The sequence below is a fragment of the Nocardia ninae NBRC 108245 genome, assembly GCF_007990755.1.
GTDB classification, from domain to species: Bacteria; Actinomycetota; Actinomycetes; order Mycobacteriales; family Mycobacteriaceae; genus Nocardia; species Nocardia ninae.
On sequence record NZ_BJXA01000017.1, the window covers coordinates 90,316 to 114,047 of the forward strand.

22 protein-coding genes and 1 tRNA gene are annotated in these 23,732 nt (G+C 66.3%); 6 read left to right on the forward strand and 17 right to left on the reverse strand.

All coding sequences use genetic code 11. From position 1 onward, the window contains the following. The first annotated feature begins 283 nt into the window (after window positions 1-283). Window positions 284-832: a hypothetical protein gene (locus NN4_RS15555; protein WP_147131109.1), complete on the forward strand. Its 549-nt coding sequence runs from the start codon at window positions 284-286 to the stop codon at window positions 830-832. Between the two features lie 83 nt (window positions 833-915). Here the strand turns inward: NN4_RS15555 and NN4_RS15560 are convergent, their stop codons facing one another. The 5 genes from NN4_RS15560 to NN4_RS15580 all read right to left on the reverse strand — a co-directional run bounded on the left by NN4_RS15560 (window position 916) and on the right by NN4_RS15580 (window position 6,230). Further along, entirely contained in the window at window positions 916-1,833 is a 918-nt protein-coding gene (locus NN4_RS15560) for a nucleotidyl transferase AbiEii/AbiGii toxin family protein (RefSeq protein WP_246180894.1), read from the reverse strand. A 167-nt stretch (window positions 1,834-2,000) separates the two neighbouring features. After that, window positions 2,001-3,812 carry a tetratricopeptide repeat protein gene (locus tag NN4_RS15565; RefSeq protein ID WP_147131112.1) on the reverse strand — a complete coding sequence of 604 codons (1,812 nt, stop codon included), beginning with the start codon at window positions 3,810-3,812 and terminating at the stop codon, window positions 2,001-2,003. Between the two features lie 985 nt (window positions 3,813-4,797). Then, a tRNA-Thr gene (locus tag NN4_RS15570) sits at window positions 4,798-4,869 on the reverse strand. Window positions 4,870-4,982: 113 nt separating this feature from the next. Continuing rightward, a complete protein-coding gene (locus NN4_RS15575; protein ID WP_011207082.1) occupies window positions 4,983-5,225 on the reverse strand; it encodes an MbtH family protein in 243 nt (80 codons plus the stop codon). Between the two features lie 171 nt (window positions 5,226-5,396). Beyond that, complete coding sequence (locus tag NN4_RS15580) at window positions 5,397-6,230, reverse strand: alpha/beta fold hydrolase (RefSeq protein WP_147131115.1); 834 nt, start codon at window positions 6,228-6,230, stop codon at window positions 5,397-5,399. Between the two features lie 165 nt (window positions 6,231-6,395). Between NN4_RS15580 and NN4_RS44990 the strand changes: the two genes are divergently transcribed. The 4 genes from NN4_RS44990 to NN4_RS15595 all read left to right on the forward strand — a co-directional run bounded on the left by NN4_RS44990 (window position 6,396) and on the right by NN4_RS15595 (window position 10,555). After that, window positions 6,396-6,566: a hypothetical protein gene (locus NN4_RS44990; RefSeq protein ID WP_167768913.1), complete on the forward strand. Its 171-nt coding sequence runs from the start codon at window positions 6,396-6,398 to the stop codon at window positions 6,564-6,566. 91 nt (window positions 6,567-6,657) lie between these two features. Continuing rightward, a complete protein-coding gene (locus NN4_RS15585) occupies window positions 6,658-8,214 on the forward strand; it encodes an alpha,alpha-trehalose-phosphate synthase (UDP-forming) (protein ID WP_135237792.1) in 1,557 nt (518 codons plus the stop codon). Window positions 8,215-8,280: 66 nt separating this feature from the next. Then, window positions 8,281-9,015 carry a response regulator transcription factor gene (locus tag NN4_RS15590; protein WP_147131118.1) on the forward strand — a complete coding sequence of 245 codons (735 nt, stop codon included), beginning with the start codon at window positions 8,281-8,283 and terminating at the stop codon, window positions 9,013-9,015. A gap of 112 nt (window positions 9,016-9,127) precedes the next feature. Then, entirely contained in the window at window positions 9,128-10,555 is a 1,428-nt protein-coding gene (locus NN4_RS15595; protein WP_246180897.1) for a sensor histidine kinase, read from the forward strand. Between the two features lie 13 nt (window positions 10,556-10,568). Here the strand turns inward: NN4_RS15595 and NN4_RS15600 are convergent, their stop codons facing one another. From NN4_RS15600 to NN4_RS15655, 12 genes are all read right to left on the reverse strand, one after another. Further along, window positions 10,569-11,054 carry a h domain protein gene (locus NN4_RS15600; RefSeq protein ID WP_147131120.1) on the reverse strand — a complete coding sequence of 162 codons (486 nt, stop codon included), beginning with the start codon at window positions 11,052-11,054 and terminating at the stop codon, window positions 10,569-10,571. Beyond that, a complete protein-coding gene (locus NN4_RS15605) occupies window positions 11,051-11,947 on the reverse strand; it encodes an Rv1363c family protein (protein WP_147131123.1) in 897 nt (298 codons plus the stop codon). Before NN4_RS15605 ends, NN4_RS15600 begins: the two co-directional genes overlap by 4 nt. After that, window positions 11,944-13,371 (reverse strand): MCE family protein, encoded by a 1,428-nt coding sequence (locus tag NN4_RS15610; protein WP_147131126.1) that lies wholly within the window; start codon window positions 13,369-13,371, stop codon window positions 11,944-11,946. The genes NN4_RS15605 and NN4_RS15610 overlap by 4 nt, the downstream gene beginning before the upstream one ends. Next, window positions 13,368-14,660, reverse strand: a complete 1,293-nt coding sequence (locus NN4_RS15615; RefSeq protein ID WP_371865655.1) for an MCE family protein — start codon at window positions 14,658-14,660, stop codon at window positions 13,368-13,370. Before NN4_RS15615 ends, NN4_RS15610 begins: the two co-directional genes overlap by 4 nt. Beyond that, the gene (locus tag NN4_RS15620) at window positions 14,657-15,913 is read right to left on the reverse strand and encodes an MCE family protein (protein WP_147131129.1); all 1,257 of its coding nucleotides are present in this window, start codon (window positions 15,911-15,913) and stop codon (window positions 14,657-14,659) included. Before NN4_RS15620 ends, NN4_RS15615 begins: the two co-directional genes overlap by 4 nt. Further along, window positions 15,910-16,974: an MCE family protein gene (locus NN4_RS15625; RefSeq protein ID WP_147131132.1), complete on the reverse strand. Its 1,065-nt coding sequence runs from the start codon at window positions 16,972-16,974 to the stop codon at window positions 15,910-15,912. Before NN4_RS15625 ends, NN4_RS15620 begins: the two co-directional genes overlap by 4 nt. Further along, complete coding sequence (locus tag NN4_RS15630; RefSeq protein WP_147131135.1) at window positions 16,974-17,996, reverse strand: MCE family protein; 1,023 nt, start codon at window positions 17,994-17,996, stop codon at window positions 16,974-16,976. Before NN4_RS15630 ends, NN4_RS15625 begins: the two co-directional genes overlap by 1 nt. Continuing rightward, window positions 17,993-19,189: an MCE family protein gene (locus NN4_RS15635; RefSeq protein ID WP_147131138.1), complete on the reverse strand. Its 1,197-nt coding sequence runs from the start codon at window positions 19,187-19,189 to the stop codon at window positions 17,993-17,995. The genes NN4_RS15630 and NN4_RS15635 overlap by 4 nt, the downstream gene beginning before the upstream one ends. A gap of 6 nt (window positions 19,190-19,195) precedes the next feature. Continuing rightward, on the reverse strand, window positions 19,196-20,047 hold the full coding sequence (locus NN4_RS15640) for an MlaE family ABC transporter permease (RefSeq protein WP_147131141.1): 852 nt from the start codon (window positions 20,045-20,047) through the stop codon (window positions 19,196-19,198). 4 nt (window positions 20,048-20,051) lie between these two features. Further along, window positions 20,052-20,816, reverse strand: a complete 765-nt coding sequence (locus NN4_RS15645; protein ID WP_107653933.1) for an MlaE family ABC transporter permease — start codon at window positions 20,814-20,816, stop codon at window positions 20,052-20,054. Between the two features lie 341 nt (window positions 20,817-21,157). Next, window positions 21,158-22,060 carry a 3-oxoacyl-ACP reductase gene (locus NN4_RS15650; RefSeq protein ID WP_147131144.1) on the reverse strand — a complete coding sequence of 301 codons (903 nt, stop codon included), beginning with the start codon at window positions 22,058-22,060 and terminating at the stop codon, window positions 21,158-21,160. Between the two features lie 45 nt (window positions 22,061-22,105). Continuing rightward, window positions 22,106-22,294, reverse strand: a complete 189-nt coding sequence (locus NN4_RS15655; RefSeq protein ID WP_107659980.1) for a ferredoxin — start codon at window positions 22,292-22,294, stop codon at window positions 22,106-22,108. A gap of 156 nt (window positions 22,295-22,450) precedes the next feature. Between NN4_RS15655 and NN4_RS15660 the strand changes: the two genes are divergently transcribed. Beyond that, window positions 22,451-23,644 carry an acyl-CoA dehydrogenase family protein gene (locus NN4_RS15660; protein WP_107653931.1) on the forward strand — a complete coding sequence of 398 codons (1,194 nt, stop codon included), beginning with the start codon at window positions 22,451-22,453 and terminating at the stop codon, window positions 23,642-23,644. The last annotated feature ends 88 nt before the right edge of the window (window positions 23,645-23,732 follow it).

Sequence of the window (23,732 nt, forward strand, 5' to 3'; positions counted from 1 at the left end):
CAGCGACGAGCTGGGAAGGTATCCAGGGCGATCCGGGCGGTTGTCTCAGTTGATGGGAAGTAACCACTTGCAGCCTGCCTTACGAATTGTCGCACTCATCGGATTTCCAGGCGCCTGCCAGGCGCCGCGAACCTCAGCGATAGATTACGTTTGACTCCAGCGTACTACGCACGGCCGCACACGACTAGAGTGTGTTCATGTGCGGCCATGCGAGTGCATGTGAATACGGGCGGCGTACCGTAATCAGTGCATCGCATCGCTTCGTAGTCAAGGAGGTCCGGCGATGGCCGATACCCCGCACAGCCACAGCGGAGATACCTGTGTCTGCAGCCAGCCCGCGGAACGGAGACCCACCCGGCAAGAAGTCCTGGCCCTACTACACAAGGCGCTCGAATCGCCCATCGATGATCTGCACGCCAACCAGCTGCGTGTCGCCATAGGCAGACTGATGCTGGACTCTTACCGCCTTCTGCACACGTGCGAGCTCAGTGTTGAGCCAGCTCAGGCCGGTGAGACAGAGGTCGACGACCGTAAATCGAAAATCCTGTTCGGCAGTGACCATGAGAGCGTGCGAGAGTTCTACCTCAGATTGCGGTCGCTCTTTCGCTGCGTCGGCGGACTGGCTTCTCCACAGTGGGCCGACTTGTACCTGACGTCGATGATCGTGCGGTTCGACGTCAGTAGCTCCGCCGCCGAAGCGGACACTTCGATGGCGCTGCATCGCGCCGAGGTGCTGCACAGTATGGGCACCACCGAATTCCGCTACGTCCGCCAGGCGCTGGTAAATATGTTCGAGGCGCTGGTGTCTGCCGAGCAATCAGACGACGACTGATCAGGAACGCGATATCCGACCGGGCCGGACCTTCTCGGTGTGGGGAAACCTCGCATCCGCCACCACCGCTCGGACCCGGGGGCTCAATCAACGGCAGATCGCTCCCACCGACGCGTCGAGGGATTCCACCGGCCTTCGGTGACAGTGCCATCGAGCAGCGGGTTCAGGCACTCACCCACCGATTCCAGCGCGGCCGCGAGTTGGTGGAGCCCTCGAGGAAGAACAGTCTTCTGCGCGAGTCGGCGATAACCTTCCTCCCATCCGAGCCCCGGGGATTGGATCGTTGTCGGCAGCGTGATCCCCCTGCGCCGCCGTTGTCCTTCGATTGCTGCGCGCGTCTTGGCGGCATCGAGGGGAAAACGATGCGTGATCAACAGAAGGTCTACCAGGTCACGCCAGCGTGTGGACGCGGTGGCGCCGGTGGTGCCGTGCATTTCGTACATCGCCGCGACCTTGTCGGCGATCTGATCCGCGAGTGGGTAGACCGCGAACGCGGGAAGCTTAGCGACACCAGGGATCTCTACAATCGGCGGCGGTGCGATGTAGTCGACCTCGCCGACCAATTCGCGGTGGACGGCCAAGTCGATCGGGAACGGTCTGGCCAGCAACGTCGTCCCAAAGAAGGCGGTGGCGCTCAGCTCGACGCCACTGGTCATACCCCGAAGACGCTTGCGCACCTCGAGCTGAAACAGGAACGGGTCCAGCCGACTGTGAGCACAGAGCTGCTGCAACTCGGCGAGAGCCTGATCGAGGTCGGCCTCACGATGGACGAGATCGATGTCTTTACTATGACGCGCACCGGGGATACGAACCAGCAGTCCACCCCCACCTTTCACCATCCACGGCGCATCCGGTTCGGCGAACACCCGAGCGAGGAAGCGCTGCATGAAAAACTCTCGTTGCAGCTCTGACGGTAAGCGGTTGGTAGCGTCTGCTTGGTTCCTAATCCTTTGGCTGAGAGCGGTTTTGAACGCCACGCCCGTCTTGTAGGTGAATGTCACTGACCCTCGCCACGTCGTCCTCACCGAATACTCATCGGCTGCTCGACAGTGTGCTCCGCCGCTGCCGGGTCTTGTCACGAAATGCCCGGACTCCATCGACATTCGGACGGTTACTCCGGGCTCGTTGCCCAAAGAGAGACGAGTGGGGTCTTCGCCAGCCCGCTTCCCTAGTCCTCTCCGGCGGGCAGCGCCGGGGTGCGCCGAGATCGGCTCGCTATTGCAGCACTCCGGAACCAGTATTCGGCTTCGTCCTGGTTGCCGTGCTGTTGGAGAAGCATCGCCAATTCGACCATCGCGCTGGTATAGCCGGCATCGGCGGCACGCTGGTACCACTGTTTGGCCCCGCTGAGGTCGCCACGCCGCGCGAACAGTTTCGCGAGGTCGATCATCGCCCCGGCATATCCGGTGTCGGCGGCACGCCGATACCACGCTTCGGCCTCCAGAAAGTCACGCTTCTCGACCAGAAGGGCGGCGAGATCGATCATCGCGCGCGTGTGGCCGGCGTCGGCGGCACGGCGATACCACTTCTCGGCTTCGGCCACCTCGCCGCGCTCGATCAGAAGGGCGGCGAGGTCGATCATCGCACTCGTATGGCCGACTTCGGCGGCACGCCGATACCAATGCAGTGCCTCTTCCACGCCGCGACCTCCTGCGAGGAGAGCGGCGAGATCGATCATCGCACTCGTGTAGCCGAGGTCAGCGGCGCGCCGATACCACAGTTCGGCTTCTTCGATTACGCCTTGTAACACGAGACGATGCGCGAGCTTGTACATCGCAACGGGATAGCCCGTACCACCGGCGCGCCGGTACCACAGTTCGGCTTCCTCGTACCAGCCGCGTTGTGTGAGCAGATCCGCCAGACTGCTCATCGCGATGGGATAGCCCGTACTGGCGGCACGGCGATACAGTCTCTCGGCCTCCACAAGATCGTCGCGTTCGGTGAGCAGATCCGCCAGGTTGCTCATCGCCTTGAGATCCCCCTCATCCGCGGCGCGCCGGTACCACTTCTCGGCCTCCAGAAGATCGCCGCGTTCGGTGAGCAGATTCGCCAGATTGTTCATCGCGCTACTGGAACCAGCTTTGGCGGCGTGGCGGTACCACGCTTCGGCGTCGGCAAGTTCACCGTTCTCTTTGAGAAGCGCCGCGAGTTTGCTCATCGCCTGAAGATCGCCCCCAGCCGCAGCCCTGCGATACGACTCCTCGGCCTGGTCAAGCGATGGATACGCGAGGACGTCGCGGAGGTCGGTATCGACCGGAAATTTGGTGTCAGACGAGGACACTCTCGAAACCATGTGACGAGTTTTTCGGGGTTCCCCGAAGGTGAGCTCGATGACGCCGCCCTGCTCGATCAAGCTGCTGACAAGCTCGCTTCCCGCACCGAGAGGGAGACCGTAGAAATGCGCATACGGGCGCAGGGCAGCGCCGATCTCATCGGCCGTGGTGTCTCCGCTGTGGATGACATCACGGACCACCCCCGCCAGGTGCCCGCCATCGGTACGAGCCGCGGCAAGGTCTACTACCGTTCGCAACGGCCGAGTGACCGGGAGGCCAGACACCAGCCGCCAATCACTGCGCGCAAGAGTAGCAACATGAAACACCACCTCCGAGCTGCGGGAGCTGCGCCGTTCCTTAACGGTGAACTCGTAAACGTCCGCATCGAGGTCACCGAAATTCTGAAGACTGGCAGCACAGCGATGCGAGACGACACCGGCGGGTGGATCATCGGCCAGACGGTCACTGGCCAGACGAGCCGGTTCCAGTGCGAGCCATTCCGCCTGCAACGCCTCCTCAGGGCTACCCGGAAGACCAGCCAAACGGTAGACCCCGTGCCGGACCCGCACGATCAACGCCCGATCCGCCAGACGCTTCACCTGCTGGGGAGAGATCTCGGCCATCTCCTTGGCCTGGGCAGTGGTGAAAAGACCCCACTGCGACTCCGCCACATCGGCCAGCTCTAACAGTCGATCATCACTTGCCATGCAACGAAAATATCACCCGCGCAGTAAAATTACCCCCCTAGCGGGTAATTTTCAGATACTGGCTGATATTTTTGAAATACGATGTGAACTTTCGCCGATTGAGTGGGAGGAATCGCATCTCTACCTACGCGGATGCGTCCTGCAGCGACGCATGCCTGTCATCAGTGATGCAGGCTGGCGGACGGGAGCGTGCAGCGTGCGGGCTTTGACCAGAGTGCGTCCGGAACCGCAGCGGTGTCCAGGCCCGAGTCAGCGATTTCGGTGGCGATCCGCCGCTTCTACGCATCCAGACCACCCCGGAGGCGTTAGCGTTCCTGACCAGGACATCCACTAGGTACCTCGCCTTCTGCCGTACCGCCTCCTGCGACACGCTGCCGTTGGGTGACACGATCGCGAACTTCCTGCCCAACGATGAGTGACCAGTTCACGCGACCTGGTTCACCAACCGCGCTGGTCCGTTACAGACCCTCGATCGTGATCTCCAAAGTCCGCAACGCTACCGGTAGGTGGAGCTGGACTTGGGCGGTGCCCGGTTGCCGCTGCCGGCTCGTCGGTCAGCACCGAGTATCCGGTATCTGAGCTTCCCACACACGACATGCACAACGTCGCGCATGTCGCCCTTACTGGGAGAGACAAACTGTTCTAGCGGAGAAGTCAAGTGCCTCTGCGATTGATCTACGTTGCGCACGGCCGCCGCTTGCGCTGCTGCGGTTCGAAACTCCGGAGAGAGCCACCTGTTTCACAAACCCGGCGGCCCGCTCCGGGCGTTGAAGGTGTTGTTGACGGTCTTCGGGGATATACCTTCGGCGTTGAGGTCGAGCTTGAACGACCGAATTTCGGGCTCTAACGGGTCCGCGTCGAAGTGGCGGTTTTCGTGGCCGGGCGACGGTCATACCCACCACGGCAACAGGTTTAGTGCTGTTCGAGCAGTGCGCTCCGCCCAAAAACAACCGTGACCTGCCGCATCGGCAGGTCACGGACTATGAGCCCCCTGTCAGGATTGAACTGACGACCTTTCGCTTACAAGGCGAGTGCTCTACCACTGAGCTAAGGAGGCGGGTGCCTTCTGGAAAAGCGGTTGCCATCATAGCCGGGCAGGCCGACTGCGTGACACCGGCTTACGGTGTCACGCAGTCGGGTTGTCCCGGCGCGGTATTCAGCTACCGAGGGTCAGGACTGGGCGCCCTGACGGGCCGCGTCGTCGGCGGCCATCGCGTCGCGCAGGCTCTTCGGACGCATGTCGGTCCAGTTCTTCTCGACGTACTCGACGCAGGCAGCGCGGCTGTCCTCGCCGAACACGACGCGCCATCCGGCCGGGACCTCTGCGAAAGCGGGCCACAGGGAATGCTGCTCTTCGTCGTTGACCAGGACGAAGAAGCGGCCGTCCTCGTCATCGAAGGGGTTGGTGCTCAATTTCACCTCACTGGATACTCGCGCTATGTACGGGATCGCTCTTGGATCGCCCGGCGCCGGGTCCGACGAACCGAGGGGTCCACGGACTTGCGCGCCGTTGGAGTCCCGAGCGTTGTTTCGACCCTAGCAAGGGAGACGTTACGCCCGGGCGGTTACCTCGGGCCGGGAAACTCAGCTCGCGAAAAAATCGAGCAGGATCTTGTTCACCGTCTCCGGGCGTTCCAGGTAACCGAAGTGCCCGGCGTCGGGCACTTCCTGGTAGCGCGCGCCGGGGATGACCTCGGCGATCTCCCTGGTCAGGTAGGGCGGGATCATGCGATCGTCGGCGAAACCGACGGCCAGGCACGGCACGGTGATCGCGCGGTAGGCCTGCACCCGCTCGAAATCGTGATCCATCCGACGCTGCGCACGAATGCCCGGCGTCACCGGCCCGCCGGTGAACTCGAACAGGTCGAGCCAGTCGCGGGCCGCGTTGGCATCGGCCATCGTCGCGGGCGAGAGGTTCATCACGGCGGTGATCGCGGCCTCGTACTTCTCCGGCAGCCGCACCCCGCTCGCGTCGAGCTGGTGTTCGCCGAGCGAGAGCGTCTTCTGGAACTGGTCGAGGCGCCCGTGCCCGGCCATGAAGACGGCTTTGCGCACCAGTTCGGGCCGGGCGAGCGCCAATTCCTGCGCAACCCGTGCGCCCATCGAGGTGCCGACCACGAGCGCGGGGCCCTCGTCGAGAAGCTCGATCAGTCCGGCGGTGTCGGCGACCAACTGGTCGATGGTCATGCCCGAGGCAGCCTCGAAGGAGGGCGCGATCCCGCGGTTGTCGAAGGTGCACACCCGGTAGCCCGCGGCGACCAGCGCGGGGACCTGGTGCAACTCCCACACCCGGCCCGGACTACCGGTGCCCATGATCATGACCACAAGCGGCCCCGACCCCTTGACATCGGTACCCCGCGCGCGGTCACCTTTGACCTGGTAGTTGAGGGAAATTCCGTTCACCGTGGCCAGCGGCATATCGACCCTTTCGTGGAGTTGATGCTCAGTCCCACGGTATAGGGGCGGACGGGGTCGGCACACCGGCCGGGGGCTGGTGTGACGCGGGTGCCACCCGCGCCTGGCGGCGCCAGATACCATTGACTATTCGCACGTACGAGCGTAGTGAACCGGGAGGACTTGAAGATGGCCGCGAAGGGCAGCGCGAACGACATCGCGGACGACGATCTGGAACCACTTGCCGATGAAACCGCACGTCAGGCCCAGCGCGTCGTCGCGGCCTACGCGGAAGACGCCGACGAGTGCCGGATGCTGTTGTCGATGCTCGGCATCGGCCCGAGCACCCGAGTCGACTAGAGCCCAACCCCTTTCGACGCCAACGGCGACGTCGACCTACCCGATTCCCCGGGGGACCCAGCGACGCGCAAAGGATGCGTGAGTGGACCAGATGACTTCGTCCGACGACTCCGAGCCCGCCCTAGAACCAGCACCTGACGAGACAACGACCGCACGCACCGGTCCGGCCGAGTCCGGCTCCGGTTTCGTCGTGGTGGCCAACCGGCTGCCGGTCGACCTGGAACGCCTGCCCGACGGCACGACCCGATGGAAACGCAGCCCGGGCGGCCTGGTCACCGCGCTGGAACCGGTGTTGCGCAACAACAAAGGCGCCTGGGTCGGCTGGGCGGGGGTGCCCGACGCGGACGTCGATCCGATCATCGAGGACGGCCTGGAGCTGCATCCGGTGCCGCTGACGGCTCAGGAAGTGGCCGACTACTACGAGGGCTTCTCCAACGGCACACTGTGGCCGCTCTACCACGACGTGATCGTGCGCCCGGTGTACGACCGCAAGTGGTGGGCCGCCTACGTCACGGTGAACCGGCGCTTCGCCGAGGCGACCGCGAAGGTGGCCGCCGAGGGCGCCACCGTGTGGGTGCAGGACTACCAGCTGCAGCTGGTGCCGAAGATGCTGCGGATGCTGCGCCCCGACCTGACCATCGGCTTCTTCCTGCACATCCCGTTCCCCCCGGTCGAGCTGTTCATGCAGATGCCGTGGCGCACCGAGATCGTGGAGGGTCTGCTCGGCGCCGACCTGATCGGCTTCCACCTGCCCGGCGGCGCGCAGAACTTCCTGTATCTGGCGCGCAGGCTGGCCGGTCAGCCGACCTCGCGCGGCACCGTCGGTGTGCGCTCCAAGCTCGGCGTCGTCCAGGTCGGCTTCCGGACGGTCCGGGTCGGCGCGTTCCCGATCTCGATCTCCTCGGCCGAACTCGACGAGCATTCCCGGCGCCGCTCGATTCGCGAGCGAGCCACGAAAATCCGTGCGGAACTGGGCAATCCGAAGAACATCCTGCTCGGCGTCGACCGCCTGGACTACACCAAGGGCATCGACATCCGGCTCAACGCGCTCGAAGAGCTGCTGCTGGAAGAGCGGATAGACCCGGCTGAGACCGTGATGATCCAGCTGGCCACGCCGAGCCGCGAGCGGGTGGAGAGCTACATCCAGATGCGCGGCGACATCGAGCGTCAGGTCGGCCGGATCAACGGTGAGTTCGCCCAGGTCGGGCACCCGGTGGTGCACTATCTGCACCGACCGATCCCGCGCGACGAGCTGATCGCCTTCTTCGTCGCCGCCGACGTGATGCTGGTGACGCCGCTGCGCGACGGCATGAACCTGGTCGCCAAGGAGTACGTCGCCTGCCACAGCGGCCTCAACGGCGCCCTGGTGCTGAGCGAATTCACCGGCGCCGCAGCCGAATTGCGCCAGTCCTACCTGTGCAACCCGCACGACCTGGACAGCGTCAAGGACGCGATCGTCTCCGCGCTGGAGGACGATCGCGACACCAAGCGGCGCCGTATGCGCTCGCTGCGCCGCCAGGTGCTAGCCCACGACGTGGACCGCTGGGCCCGTGCCTTCCTCGAGGCGCTCGCGCAGGACCAGGTCGCGGGCAGCGCCCTGCTCACCGACGACGACGTCTATCCGGAGGAACGGCAACCATCCAGGTAAATCGTTCACAGGAATCACCCAGATAAGGTCCAGCAAGTTCGCAGGTGGATAGCGGACCATGAAGCCATGAGTGGTGCGCCTGCGGAGCAGGCACCCGAGGCGCGGGTGCTGGTGGTCGACGATGAGCCGATGATCGTGGAGTTGCTCGCGGTCAGCCTGCGGTACCAGGGCTTCGCCGTCGACACGGCCGCGGACGGGGCGCAGGCGCTGGACAAGGCGCGCAGCTTCCGGCCGCAGGCGCTGATCGTCGACGTGATGATGCCGGGCATGGACGGCTTCGGCCTGCTGCGCAGGTTGCGCGCCGACGGCATCGATGCCCCGGTGTTGTTCCTGACCGCGCGAGACGAGGTGCAGGACAAGATCACCGGGCTCACCCTCGGCGCGGACGACTACGTCACCAAGCCGTTCAGCCTGGAGGAGGTGGTGGCCCGGCTGCGGGTGATCCTGCGCCGCGCGGGGCACGCCGCACCGCAGCGGGAGAGTTCCCGGCTCCGCTTCGAGGACATCGAGCTCGACGACGACACCCATGAGGTGTGGAAGGCGGGCGAGCCAATCGCACTGTCGCCCACCGAGTTCACCCTGCTGCGCTATTTCATGGTCAACGCGGGCACCGTGCTGAGCAAGCCGCGCATCCTGGATCACGTGTGGCGCTACGACTTCGGCGGCGAGGTCGGGGTGGTCGAGACCTACGTGTCGTATCTGCGCAAGAAGGTCGACACCGGCGAGGAGCGCCTCATCCACACCCTGCGCGGGGTCGGCTATGTCATGCGCGCGCCGAGCCGCAGCCGGTCGGCCAAATGATCGGCACACTGCCACGCGGCTGCGAGGTGGGGTCATAAACGAGGGAAGGATCGCGGCGGTCCGCGCCAAGGCCGCCGGCGCGCTCTCCGCGATCCCGCTGCGCGTGACGCTGATGCTGATTCTCGTCGCCACCGCGGGACTCGGCCTGCTGATCTCCGGCATGGTCGTCACCTCGGGCCTGGAACGCTCACTGACCGACCGCACCGACCAGCAGCTGCGCAACGGCGCGATCGAATGGTCGCGCCGCCGGGTGCCGCCGCCGCCCAGCCTGCCCGGCGATCCGCGCCACACCAGCCAGTTCTACGTCCGCTCGATGCAGGACGACGGACGGATCTATTTCATCAAAGCGTTCGGCGTCGACGCCGAACCCGCGCTGCCCGAGTCCCCGCCGATCGGGCCGATGACGGTGGGTTCGTTCGGCGGCGGGCCGACCGAGTGGCGGATCTTGACGGTGCGCGTGCCGGACGGCACCACCACGGTGGCGCTGCCGCTCAACCAGAACTACGACATCGTGCAACGCCTGGTCATGCTGGAGCTGGTCGTCGGGCTGATCGTGCTGAGCGCGCTGGCCGTCGCCGCGTATTTCGTGATCCGGCGCAGCCTGCGGCCGCTGCTCAGGGTGGAGAACACCGCCGCCGCCATCGCCCGCGGCGACCTGTACCGCCGAGTTCCGGTGCGCGGCAACAACACCGAGGTCGACCGGCTGTCCAGGTCGCTCAACGGCATGCTCGCCCAGATCCAGCAGGCGTTCGCGAAGACCGAGGCGTCGGAGGCCGCGGCCAAGCACTCGGAGGCGAAGATGCGCCAGTTCGTCGCCGACGCCAGCCACGAACTGCGCACCCCGCTCACCACCATCCGCGGCTTCGCCGAGCTCTACCGGCAGGGCGCGACCACCGATCCCGACCTGTTCATGGACCGCATCGAACGCGAATCCCAGCGGATGGGCATCCTCGTCGAGGACCTGCTGATGCTGGCTCGGCTCGACGCGCAGCGTCCACTGGAGCGGGGTCAGGTCGACCTGCTCGCCGTGGCCAGCGATGCCGTGCACAATGCCCGCGCCATGGCCGCCGCCGCGGACCCGGACACGCCACGGCGCCGAATCGACGACTCACCCCGGCACCCGATCGACGACGCACCGCGGCGCCGGATCGAACTCGACATCCGGCCCGGCGAAGGCACTTTGGAAGTCATCGGCGACGAGACCCGGCTTCGGCAGGTGCTGGCAAACCTGCTCAACAACGCGCTCACGCACACCCCACCGGACGCCGCGGTGACCGTGCGCCTCACCCCCACCGCCGACGAGGTCTTGCTGGAGGTCGCCGACACCGGCCCCGGCTTACCCGCCGACGAGGCCGATCGCATCTTCGAACGCTTCTACCGCACCGACGGCTCGCGCACCCGCACCAGCGGCGGCACGGGCCTCGGGCTGTCCATCGTGCAGGCGCTGGTCACCGCGCACGGCGGCACCGTCGACGTGCGCAGCGTCGAGGGCGAAGGCAGCACCTTCACCGTGCGGTTGCCGCGCGAATCCGCTGCGTGACAGCCGGTTCGGCTCAGACCGGAGTGACTTGATCGACCAGCCAGCGGTCGCCGTCCTTGTTCACCGTGGCCCGGACCCGGCTGCCGCTGGTGGTGCCCTGCGGCGAATCCTTGCTGGTGGTCACCTGATTCAGGAACAGCAGGACCTCGACGCGGGACTTGTCGGCCGACACCACGCCTGCCGCCTGAGTGGTCGCCTTCACCGAGAGCTGCTTGTCCTTGGCGCCGGGGGCGATGGCCTGCGTGATCAGCTTCAGATAGTCCTCGCGGAACTTCGGCGAGAGGTTGTCGGCCGCCTTGGGCAGTTCCCGGTCCACCGTCTGATAGTCGTAGGTGAACATGGCGGTGACCGTCCGGTCGGCAGCGGTCACCGCATCCTTGCGCGCCTGCTCGGCCTGCTGGTCGTTCCAGATCCGTAAACCGTTGACGCTCAACACGATCAGCGCCGCGACCGCGACAACGCTCGCTGCGGCCAGGAAGATTTTGCTCCGCGTTGTCATGCCACGAACTCCACTTTGGATACGGTCAGACCGGAGTCGCCGTCGCTCACGGTGACCCGGAAGCGGTAGAACCGCGTCTGCGGCCCCTCCTGCCCCGCGTTGGTCAACGTCTGTTTGGCCGCGACCAAGATCTTCGCGGAGTCCTCCTCGTCGCTCTCGATCGCCGCCTCCACGATCTCGCCGTTGGAGACGACCTTGGCCTGCTGCACGATGTTCATGAACGGATCGACGCGACCATCGAATTCGTTCTTGAACTGGCCGGAGGCCAGCGACAGGATGCGGTCGATGTCTTCCTTCGCCGAATCGGCGCGGATAGTCGTGAGGTTCAGGACGGCCTGCCGGGCGGTCTGCACATACTCGGCGCGGCGCGCGTCGCGGGTGTCGAGCGAGTGGGCCTGCACCACCGCGGACAGCGCTGCGGCGATCAGCAGTGCGAGCACCAGGGCGGCGGCTGCGGCCAGGGTGGTCAGGCGGCGGGTGGGTTTCTTCGGCTTCTCGTCGTGCTGGGCATCGGCGGGAGCCTTGTCGAGATCGACGGGCTGACTGTTCGCCGGAGCGGCGGCTACGACAGCGGCAGTGTCCGCGGTGTCCGTGTCAGCGGCGGCAGTGTCCGCATCGTTCCGAGAGTCGGCCACAGCGGCATCTGCCTCGACCGCAACGGTGTCTGCGGGCGCATCCGCCTTGGAATCCGCAGCAGCGGACACACTTCCAGCGCTCGACGGCGCGGCACTGCCCGCTTGCTTACCCGGCGCCCCGGCGGTCGCCACCGCGCTACTCGCACGCTCGACCGGAACCGACGTCACGCCGGAATCAGCCGTCTCCTCGGCGGGTGGGCCCACCGAGCGCACCGCGCGTCGCCGCGTACGGTGCCGATCTCCGTTGTTCTCAGTCATCGTTGCTGCTCCTCGAGCATCGCCTGCCAGCTCGACGGTACCGTGCCCGAACCGCCCGGTCCGATATCGCCCTGTCGGTAGGTGCGGCCGTCCGGGCCGATGTACTGGCCGGTGGACGGGTCATAGGATCTCGCGGCAGCCGGCGTTCCGGTGCCGTACGCGGCGGGTGCCGCCGGTGCCGTCCCCGGGTCCACCGGCGCGGACGCCGACGGTACCGGTTGCGACGGGCCGAACGGGGGATTGTTGCCTTGCGGGATAAAGCCGGTCCGGCAGAGCTCGGGTGTCGGCGCTCGCACGCCGGGGAACTCCGCGCACGGCGTGTTGCGGATGCCGCGTACCGCGATCGGTGAATCCTGCGGCACCTTGCAGTACAGGCCGGGCGGCGAGGGGATCGAGTCCAGCTCGCTGGGTGAGCGCCGCTCGTTGGCGGGCAGGAAGCCGGTCGTGCAGGCGGGCGGGTCGTTGACCACCACCATGAAGTCGACCATCGCGCCGTACTCCGCCGGACCACGGATGATCGTCTTCAGCGCCGCGATCAGCGGCGGGAAAACCACCAGGAGTTGTTCCAGCCCAGCGTGATAGGTGACGCCGACCTGGCCGACGCTGACCAGGTTGGTCAGCAGCAGCGGCAGTGTCGGTCGCAGCGATTCGAACTGCGTGGTGACCCGCTGCATCGCGGCGGGCCCGTCGCGCAGCACGTTGCGCAGCGACGGGTCGTGCTCGCGCAGCTGGTCGGTCACCGTGGCCAGGTCGCTGGTCCACGACCGGATCGCCGCGTCGGACTCGAGCTGCGTGTCGAGCAACGGCCCGATCTGGTCGATCAGCTTCTTCGTCGGTTCCGCGCTGTTCTGCGCCTCCTGCACCAGCAGCGAGGCCGAGTCGATGAACCGCTGCAGATCCGGTCCGGCACCGTTGAAGGCCTGGAACGCCTCGTCGATCACCTGGCGCAGCCGGGTGTCGGCGACGCTGGACAGCAGCCGGTCGGACTGATCGAGCAGCGAGCCGACGTCCTGCGGAAGTTTGGTGCGCCCCACCGGAATCACCGCACCGTCGGCCAGGTTTCCGCCGGCCGGGCGCTCGGCCGGGATCAGGTCGACGTACTGCTCGCCCACCGCGGAGACGCTGCGCACCCACGCGGTGACATCGGCGGGGATCTTGTAGTCGCTGTCGATCGACAGCTCCGCCTCGACGCCGCCGGAGGTGAGCCGGACATCCTGCACCACACCGATATTCGTGCCCCGGTAGGCGACGTTGGCGGTCGGGTAGAGCCCGCCGGTCGCCTCGAGCTGCACCGTGACGTCGTAGCGGCCGATGCCGAGCATCGCGGGCACCTTCACATACACCCCGCCCATCACCACCAGGCCGATCACCGTCAGCACGGCGAAGATCGACAGCTGGACGCGGACGAATCGGGTGAGCGTCATCGGCCCGGACCCCCTTGTGGCGCAGTGGCTCCGGGCAACGGCACGGTCAGCCCGGGGATGGCGGGCAGGCCGGGAATCGGCGGCAGGCCGGGCAGGGTCGGCGTCGGCTGTGCGCCTGCGTCCGGCCCTGGCTGCAGCGGTCCGGTGGCCGGGTTGCCGCTCTGCGTCGCGGTATCGGGCGCGAAGCTGCCGATCACGCCCTCCACGCCACCGAATCGACCGCCGAGCGGCGTGCCGGTCAGCCAGTTGCTGTCCAACCGCTTGCCGGTCAGGTCGACCGTGATGAACAGGTTCAAGTAGTCGCCCATGATCGCTTTGTCGAGGTTCTTCATCGGGAACGGGAAGGTCGGAATGATCTTCATCGCCTCGACGAGGTTCACCCCGGTGTCGGCCAGCGTCTCCAGCACCGGCGCGAGGCTGCGCAGGTTGGCCTTCAGGTTGTCACCACTGCTGGCGATGAGCCGGTCGGTGACGTCGCTGAGGTCGCCGAGGGCGCTGATCGTCGCGGTGATGTTCGCGGTGCGGTCGGCGAGCACGGTGAGCGCGGGATGGATCCGCTCGATCGCGGCCGCGACCACGTCGCGCTGCTGGGCCAGTTGGCCGCCGAGCCGGTCCAGTCCGCTCATCGCCGCGATGATGTCGTTGCGCTGCTTGTCCAGGTTGGTGGTGAGCTCGTTGAGCTGCGGCAGCAGGTCGCGGATGTCGTTCTCCCGCCCGCTCAGCGCCGAATTCAGTTCGCGGGTAATGGTTTCCAGCTGCGAGATGCCACCACCGTTGAGCACCACCGACAGCGACGACAGCACCTGCTCCGTCGTCGGGAAGGCGCCGGCCCGCTCCAGGGGAATGATGTCGTCGCCCTTCAGCTGCCCTTGCGGCGCAGTGTCTTTCGGCGCGGCCAGTTCGACGTGGTTGCTGCCGAGCAGACTGGTCTGCCCGATCTTGGCGACGGCATTGGCGGGCAGCCGCACGCTCGGATTCAGGGTGACGGTGACCAGCGCGTGCCAGCCCTCCACCTCGATGTTCGACACCGTCCCGACGGTGACGTCGTCGACCCGGACCGGCGAATTCCTGGTCAGCGTGGTCACATTCGGCATCTGGATGCGCACCTGATACGCGCCGTCCATGGTGCCCTCGGTGCCCGGCATCGGCAGCGAGTTCAAACCGTCCCACTCGCAGCCGGATACGCCGAGCGCCAGTGCGAGACCGACCACCGCCGTTGCCATCCGGCGCGGTCGCACAGCACTCTCCCGAGGCTGCTCGCGAGCCATGAATGCGCGAGGCCGCTTCATCGCCCTCCTCCTGGGATAGCAAGTCCGGCAATGCCGTCCGGCACGGTGACCGGCGGCGGTCCCGGCGGCGCCACCTGCCCGGCCAGGCTCGGCGGGCTGTACTTCAGCTGATCCGGGAACGCGTGCACCCCGGTGGCCGGATTGAGCATGATCGGCGCGTAATTCATGGCGAGCGAGCTGATCACCGGCGCCAGGTACTGCGCGCACAGATCGGCGGAGCGATCGGAATCATTGGCCTCCAGCGCCCGCACCGAACCACACAGGAAGCTGAGCGGATCGGCGGTGTTGTTGAGCGCCACCGCACCGGCCAGGGTGCCCTGGGCGGGCTTGTAGATCTGATAGAAGTTCACCAGCGCCGTCGGCCCCGAGTGCAGCACCCGCTCCAGCTCGGGGCGCTTGTCCACCAGCTGCTGAGTGACGTCGGCCAGTCGCTGCACGCCCTCGGTGAGTTCGGCGCCGCTGCCCTCCAGGAAACGCTTCACATCACCGAGCGCGGTATCCAGATTGTCCAGTCCCGCACCGAGTTCCGCGGAGGTACCGGCCAGCACCGAGGACACCGACGCGAGCCTGCCGCCGAACTGCACGATCTGCTCGTTGCTCGCCGACAGCACGTCGACGAACTTCTGCAGATTGCGGATGGTGCCGAACAGATCGGTGCGCCCGTCCGACAGCGTGTTCAGCGTGGCGGACAGTTCCCGCAGCGTATCGCGCAGTTTCTGGCCGTTGCCGTCCATGTTGTCGGCGGCGGTATTGACGAAGCGGCCGAAGGAGCCCTGTGTGTCGTCGCCGACCGGACCGAGAGTCGTTGCCAGCTTGGACAGTTCGGTCTTGATGTCGTCCCACTCCACCGGCACGGCCGTGTGCTCGAGCGGGATCTCCGCGCCGTCGGCCATTTTCGGGCCGCCGACGTAGGCGGGCGCCACCTGGATGAACCGCGCCGAGACCAGCGAGGGCGAAATGATCACCGCGCGCGCATCGACCGGGATGTCGACCCCACGATCCACGGTCATTTTCACCGTGACGCGGTCCTTGCCCGGCTCGATCGAGTCGATGCGGCCGACATTGACGCCGAGCACCCGGACCTCGTCGCCCTCGTACAGGCCGGAGGTCGACGGGAAATACGCGGTGATCGTGGTCTTTCCGATCCGGGTGACGCCGGTGTACGCACCGGCCAGCACCAGCGCGGCGACCAGCACGCCTGCGGCGACCAGCACCCATCGCGGCAGCTTGCGGGCTCTGTCCAGCATGTTCATCGCGGTGGCTCCTGGAGGGCGGGCCCGATCGACGGCGGTGCCGGGTTGGTGAAGATATTGCGGAGGTCTTCGGGCAGATGCTCCGGCCACACCAGCGCGTCGACGAGCGGCTGCAACTCCGTGCTGGAGGCATTGACGACGTAGGCGTTGAACCACGGGCCGTTGCCGACCTGCTCGCCGAGCGCCGCGGCGTACGGGCCGAGGCCGTCGAGCGCGTCGTTCAGGTTCTGCCGGTTGCGCTGCAGCAGGCCGAGCACCGAATTCAATTTGTCCAGCGCGGGTTTCAGCAGTGGCTCGTTGTCGGAGACCAGGCCGGACAGCTGCTTGGCCACCTCGTTCACGTAGACGATCAGCTGACCGATCGCGGCACGGCGCCGATCCAGCTCGCCGAGCAGGTCGTTGCCGTCCAGCAGCAGCGCGTTGATCTGGTTGCTCCGGTCGGCCAGGATCTTGGTGACGTTCTGGGCCCGGCCCAGCAGCTCGGTCAGGGCTTGGTCGCGGGCATTGATGCTGCGCGACAGCGCGGTAACGCCGTCCAGCGCCGCCCGCAGCGGGGCCGGGGTGTCGGCGAAGGTCGCCGAGAGGGTGTCCAGCGTCTTGTCCACCTGCGCCAGGTCCAGGTCCTGCACCGTGCGGCCGAGATCGCCGAGCGCGTCGTTGAGCGAGTACGGCGACGTGGTGCGGTCCAGCGGGATCGTGTCGCTGCGCCGCAGCGCGCCCGATCCGATCGGGGTCACCTCGAGCGACTTACGGCCGAGCACGGTATTGGTCTTGATCGCGGCGGAAGACTTCTGGCCCAGCACGATCGACTCGTCGAGGGTGAACCGGACCAGCACCTTGGCGCCGTCCAACTGCACGTCGTCCACCCGGCCCGTGCGGACGCCGGCCACCTGGACCGGGTCGCCGGGCACCAGCCCGCCCGCGTCGGCGAAGTACGCGGTGTAGGTCGCGCCACCGCGCACGAACGGCAGCCGGTCGAACTGCAAGGCCGACAAGGCGACACACGCCGCGACGACCAGGCCGACGATGCCGATGGTGACGACACGTGATCGCTCGTTCATCAGGGCGTGCACCTTCCGGTCGTCTGCTTACCCGGCAGGTTCACTTGCATCGGCTGCCCATCCGGACCGTCCACGACCAGGTTGGTCCCGCAGATGTAGAGCTGCAGGAACGAACCGTAGGCGCCGATGCGGATCAGCTTCTTGTAGGTCTCGGGCAGCTTGTCGAACACCCACTGCAGCGTGTCCGAGCCCTCGTCGAGGTTGGTGGCCAGCCGCCCGGTGTGCTCGATGGTGGAGCGCAGGTCCGGCCGCGCCTGCTGGAGCAGGCCGGTCAGGTCGCGGGTTGCGCCCGCGATACGCGGCAGCGCGTCGCCGATCGGATCGCGCTCGGCGGCCAAACCACTGATCAGGCGCTGCAATTCGTCGAGCGTGGTGGCGAACTGCTCGCCACGCTGATCGATGGTCTGCAGCACCGTGTTCAGGTTGTTGATCACGTTGCCGATCAACTCGTCGCGGTCGGCCAGCGTCTTCGCGAACGAGCCGCCGCTGTTGAGCAACGAGACCAGCGTGCCGCCCTGGCCCTGGAAAATCTGTAGCAGCGCGCTGGTCAGATCGTTCACCTGCGCCGGATCCAGCCCGCGCAGCAGCGGCCGGAACCCGCCGAGCAGCATGTCCAGGTCGAGCGCGGGCGCCGTCTTGTCCGGGCCGATGGTGCCGCCGTCGCGCAGCACCTCGGTCGAGCCGGGGCCCTCCAGCAGCTCCAGATACCGGTCACCGACCAGGTTTTCGTATCTGATCGTGGCACGGGTGCTGGTGAGCAGCCGGTACTTGCGGTCGACATCGAACTCGACGTGCGCGAGGTGGTCCTTGCCCACCTTCACCGAGGAGACCGAACCGACCGGCACACCGGCGATGCGCACCTTCGAGCCGGGCAGCATGCCCGACGAACTGGTGAACACGGCGTGGTAGCCGTACTCCCTGGCGAAGCGCATCTGGCTGAAAACCACCACCAGTCCGGCGAAGACGAGTGCCATCACCAGCGTGAAGATGAGCAGTTTGACGGTCGTCGCGGTGTTCTTCACAGCCTGCCCACCCCCGGCAGCCCGGCGAACAACAGCTGGAATACCTTCGGCGCCTCGTTGGGCTTCGTGAAACCCGTGTTCGGCACGTACGGAGCTCCCTGGTTCGTGTCGGTGACGACATAGTCGGCATGGCTGCCCGGCACCCGATCCAGCACGCCCGCGCACTGCGGACCGCCGGTCGCGTTCACCTTCGGCAGGTCGTCCGGGTACTTGTAGGGCTGCGCGCCGAACATGAAGTTGGTGTTCATCCCGATGCCGGGCAGCTTGCCGCCGAACACATCCTCGGCGAGCGGCATCATCGGGCCGAGGCCGTTGATGATGCAGCCGAGCGCCGGGGCGTACTCGAAAAGCAGGGCCGTCGTGGGGCGCAGCAGATCCAGCGCGGTGCTGAAATCGCCTTCGTTCTCCCGCAATACCGATCCGGTGGTGTCGGCGAGGCCGGTCAGGTTGGCGAGCATGTTGTCCAGGCTCTGCTGCTCGTCGACCAGCGTCTGGCTGGTGCCGGTGGCGTTGTCTACGGTGCGCAGCAGGTCGGGGACGGTGTCGGCGTACAGGTCGGTGACCGCGCCGGTGCGCACCAGATCCTCTTGCAGCGTAGGCAGATACGGGTTGATGTCGCGCAGGTAGGCGTCGCTGCGGGCGAGCAGGTCGCCCAGCTTCTCGCCGCGACCCTGCAGCGCCGTGCCGAGCGCGGACAGAGTCGCGTTCAGCTTCTCCGGCTCCACCTTGGCCAGCACATCGGACAGATGCTGGAACAGCGTGTTGAACTCGACGGTCACGTGCTGCACCGCCACCCGCGCGCCGGGCTGCAGCGACGCCGCCGAAGGCTGTTCGGGCACAGTGAAGTTCACGTACTTCGCGCCGAACACGGTGGTGGAACGGATATCCACGCCCGCGTTGGCCGGAACCAGCTTCAGCTGATCAGGATTGAGCGCGAGCTTCAAGCTGGCGCCGTCGGCGGTCTGATCGATCGCGACCACCCGGCCGATCTCCACTCCGCGCACCTTCACCTTGGCATCGGGATCGAGCACCAGCCCGCTGCGCGGTGCGTCGACCGTGACGGTGGCCGTCGGGGTGAACCCGCCTACGAACATCACCAGTGCGACGGCCACGATCGCGGCCAGCGCGAGCACCATCGCGGCACCGGCCACCTTGTAACCCGCTGCAGCGCGCAATTGCTTCGAATCCGCCATATCGCTTTACCCGGAGAGATGAAAGTTGCCGGAGGTGCCGTAGATGGCCAGCGAGATCAGCAGGGTCACCGTGACCACCGCGACCAGCGAGGCCCGCACCGCATTGCCGACCGCGATGCCGACGCCGACCGGTCCGCCCGCGGCATTGAAGCCGTAATAGGTGTGGATCAGCATGACCGCCAGCGCCATGAAGATCGCCTGGGCGAACGACCAGAGAATGTCGCTCGGGATCAGGAAGGTGGAGAAGTAGTGGTCGTACACGCCGGCCGACTGCCCGTAGATGACCACCGTCGCGAACCGGCTGGCCAGGAACGACGCGATCACCGCCAGCGCGTAGAGCGGCACGATCGCGATCATCCCGGCGAGCACCCTGGTGCCGACCAGATACGGCACCGGCCGGATCGCCATCGACTCCAGCGCGTCGATCTCCTCGGCCACCCGCATCGCGCCCAGCTGCGCGGTCGAGCCTGCGCCGATGGTGGCGGCCAGGCCGATGCCGGAGATCACCGGCGCCGCGATGCGGACATTGATGAAGGCCGCGAAGAAGCCGGTGAGCGCCTCGACGCCGATATTGCCGAGCGAGCTGTAACCCTGCACGGCGATGGTGCCGCCGGCGAACAGCGTGAGGAAGCCGACGATCACCACGGTGCCGCCGATCACCGCCAAAGCGCCGCTGCCCATACTGATTTCGGCGATGAGCCGAATGGTTTCGGTGCGATAGTGCGTCATGGCACGCGGAATAGCGCCCAGGGCCTGTGCGAAGAACACAGCCTGTTTACCGACTGAATCGAGCGAGTCCGACATCCGACGCACCCGTCGCACGGTACGCGGGAAGCGGGATTCGATCACGAAGGCCATGCGGTCACCGCGCCGTGAACTTGATACCAACGGCGGTGACCACCACGTTCACTACGAACAAGGCCATAAAGGCGAAGACGACGGTCTGATTCACCGCATCACCGACACTCTTGGGACCACCTTTGACATTCAGACCCAGATAACAGGCCACCAGCCCGGCGATCAGCCCGAACAATCCGGCCTTCACCTCGGAGATGACCAATTCGGGCAAATGGGTCAGCAGCGTGATGCCGTTGACGAACGCGCCCGGGTTCACGTCCTGCAGAAAGACCGAGAACAGAAATCCGCCGACGATACCGATGGTGCACACCAAACTGTTGAGCATCAGCGCGACGAACATCGACGCGAGCACCCTGGGCACCACCAGTCGTTGCACCGGATTGATGCCGAGCACCCGCATCGCGTCGATTTCCTCGCGAATAGTGCGGGCGCCCAGGTCAGCACAGATGGCGGTGGCGCCGGCTCCCGCGACGATCAGCACGGTGACGATCGGCCCGACCTGGGTGACCGCGCCGAAAGCCGCGCCCGCGCCGCTGAGATCGGCCGCGCCGATCTCGCGCAACAAGATGTTCAGCGTGAAGCTGACCAATACGGTGAATGGAATCGCGACCAACAGCGTGGGCACGATCGAGACGCGGGCGATGAACCAGGACTGGTCGATGAACTCGCGCCATTGAAATGGCCTGCGCACACTGGCTCGCGCTACTTCGGCCGTCAGTTCGAAGAACCCGCCGACTGCCCGCAATGGCACAGCAAGGACCTCGTTCATCTATGAACCTCCTTGCTCAGAACCTGCGTACGCCCTCACGGCACGATTCTTCACCGAGGCCGCACCGCCTCCACGATTAGAACACGTTCACTACGCTGCCGGTAGATGTTTGCCACTTTTGAACTGCACTTTTTCTTTGCATCGGCATATGAATTTGGAACGAGTGTCAGAGATTGATCCCACCTTTGTGCGGTGGCACACGTCTCGACCCCCAATATCTACCAACTGCCCGACCGCTGATCAACAGTTGGACAGCTGATCAGCAGTTTATTGTCAGCGGGGCTTGCAGAAGCCGATCCTCGCTGCGCTTGTTTCACCGTGTCGGATGCACCGCACGGAACTCAGTCGAGATCCAACAGGGTCGAGGCCGAGAAAGTCTGCCCCACAGGGCGTTCGGTGAAATAGCCGCCGAGCGCGCCGGCCAGGTCGCCGACCGACCACGCGCCACCGGCCGCGTCGAACCGCTGCTCGACGACGGGGGCCGCCATGAGCGCCACCATGGCGCCGTAGACCACGAACAGTTGCCCGTTCACCGGGTCGGCGGCGGGCGAGGCGAGGTAGGCGACCAGCCTGGCCACATGATCGGGCGAGAGCGGATCCACCTCGCCTTCCGGTGCCGCGCTGAACACGGCCTCGGTCATCGCGGTCCGCGCGCGCGGCGCGATCGCGTTGGCGCGCACGCCGTATCGGGACAGCGCCCGCGCGGCCGAGAGGGTCAGCGCGGTGATGCCCGCCTTGGCGGCTCCGTAGTTGGCCTGGCCCTCGGGGCCGAGCAAGCCCGCCTCGGAGGAGGTGTTGATCAGCCGGCCGTAGACCGGCGCGCCCGCCGCCTTGGACTTGCCGCGCCAGTACGTTGCGGCGTTGCGGGACAAGAGGAAATGACCGCGCAGGTGGACCGCGACGACGGCGTCGAAGTCCTCGTCGGTCATGTTGAACAGCATCCGGTCCCTGGTGATGCCCGCGTTGTTCACCACGATGTCGACGCTGCCGAAGGCCTCGTCCGCGGTACGGATCAAGGCGTCGGCGGTCGCGCGTTCGGCGATGCTGCCCGCGACGAACTCGGCCTTGGCGCCGAGCGCGCGGATCTCGGCGAGGGTGTCGGACACCGCATCCGATTCCGACAGATCGTTGACCACTACCGAGGCACCTGCCCCGGCCAGCGCGAGCGCTTCGGCCCGCCCCAACCCCGCACCCGCACCGGTGACAATCGCCACCCGGCCCGCAAGACTCACATCATCAACCACGAGCCCGACCCTAGAACGTGTTCCATTCTATGGCAAGGGTCGGTCTCACTGGAGCCGCAAGGCCGCTTTCGGGCATTGCGCCACCGCATCCTCGACGTCGGCCAGCCGGTCCGCCGGAACGTCGGCTTGCAGGATGTGCAACTGGTCCTCGTCATCGAGTTCGAACACGTCGGGGGCGATTCCGACACAGATTCCGTTCGCCTCACACTGATCCAGATCGACGCTGACCTTCATGGGAACTCCTTTACCGCGATCCTTGCCGAAGCCTAACAAGCCGACGCCGCCGCAGGTGGCGCCATCGACCCGATTCACCCCCAATACTGGAACATGTTTCAGTGCATATGCAATGATCGGTGCAACCCACATCGACGAAGGCCTGAGGTATTTGCCATGCGCATTGCGTACACGCCGCAGCAGGAGGAGCTACGCGCGGAGCTGCGCGACTACTTCGCGCGACTCATCACCCCCGAGCGCCGGGCGGCGCTCAGCGCGCAGACCGGCGAGTACGGCCAGGGCAACGTCTACCGCGAGGTCGTGCAGGAGATGGGCCGCGACGGCTGGCTCACCCTGGCCTGGCCGAAGGAGTTCGGCGGCCAGGACCGGCCGACGATGGACCAGCTGATCTTCACCGACGAGGCGGCCATCGCGGGCGCGCCGGTGCCGTTCCTGACCATCAACTCGGTCGCGCCGACGATCATGCACTACGGCAGCGAGGAGCAGAAGCGCTTCTTCCTGCCCAAGATCGCGGCGGGCGAGCTGCACTTCGCCATCGGCTACTCCGAACCCGGCGCGGGCACCGACCTGGCCAGCCTGCGCACCAGCGCAGTGCGCGACGGCGACGACTACGTGATCAACGGCCAGAAGATGTGGACCAGTCTGATCGCGTACGCCGACTACGTCTGGCTCGCGGTGCGCACCGATCCGAATGTCAAGAAGCACAAGGGCATCAGCATGCTCATCGTGCCGACCAGCGCCGAGGGCTTCTCCTGGACCCCCGTGCACACCATGGCCGGGCCGGACACCAGCGCGACCTACTACCAGGACGTGCGGGTGCCCGCGAGCGCCCTGGTCGGTCAGGAAAACGGCGGCTGGGCGCTGATCACCAACCAGCTCAACCACGAGCGCGTCGCGCTCACCTCGGCGGGACCGCTGGGGCTCGCGGTGAGCCAGACCGTCGAGTGGGCCCGCAACACCAAGGCCGCCAACGGTTCCCGCATCATCGACCAGGAATGGGTGCAGCTCAATCTCGCGCGCGTGCACGCCAAGGTCGAGTACCTGAAGCTGCTGAACTGGGAGATCGCCAGCCGGGCCGACGCGGGCGGCGACGCCGCGCCACGGCCGTGGGACGCCTCCACCTGCAAGGTGTACGGCACCGAACTGGCCACCGAGGCGTACCGCTTGCTGATGGAAGTTCTAGGGCCGCAAGCTTATCTGCGCCAGGACTCCCCCGGTGCCGAGCTGCGCGGTCGCCTGGAACGGATGCACCGGGCCGCGCTGATCCTCACCTTCGGCGGCGGCACCAACGAGGTGCAGCGCGACATCATCGCGATGACCGCCCTCAAGCAGCCCGCCGCGGCGCGCTGAGCTGTGTTCGATGGGTGGCGCTCCCGGGGCCCTGCGTGGTTACGCAGGCTACCTCCTCCGGGCCCGTCGCTCGCACCACCAGAAAGCA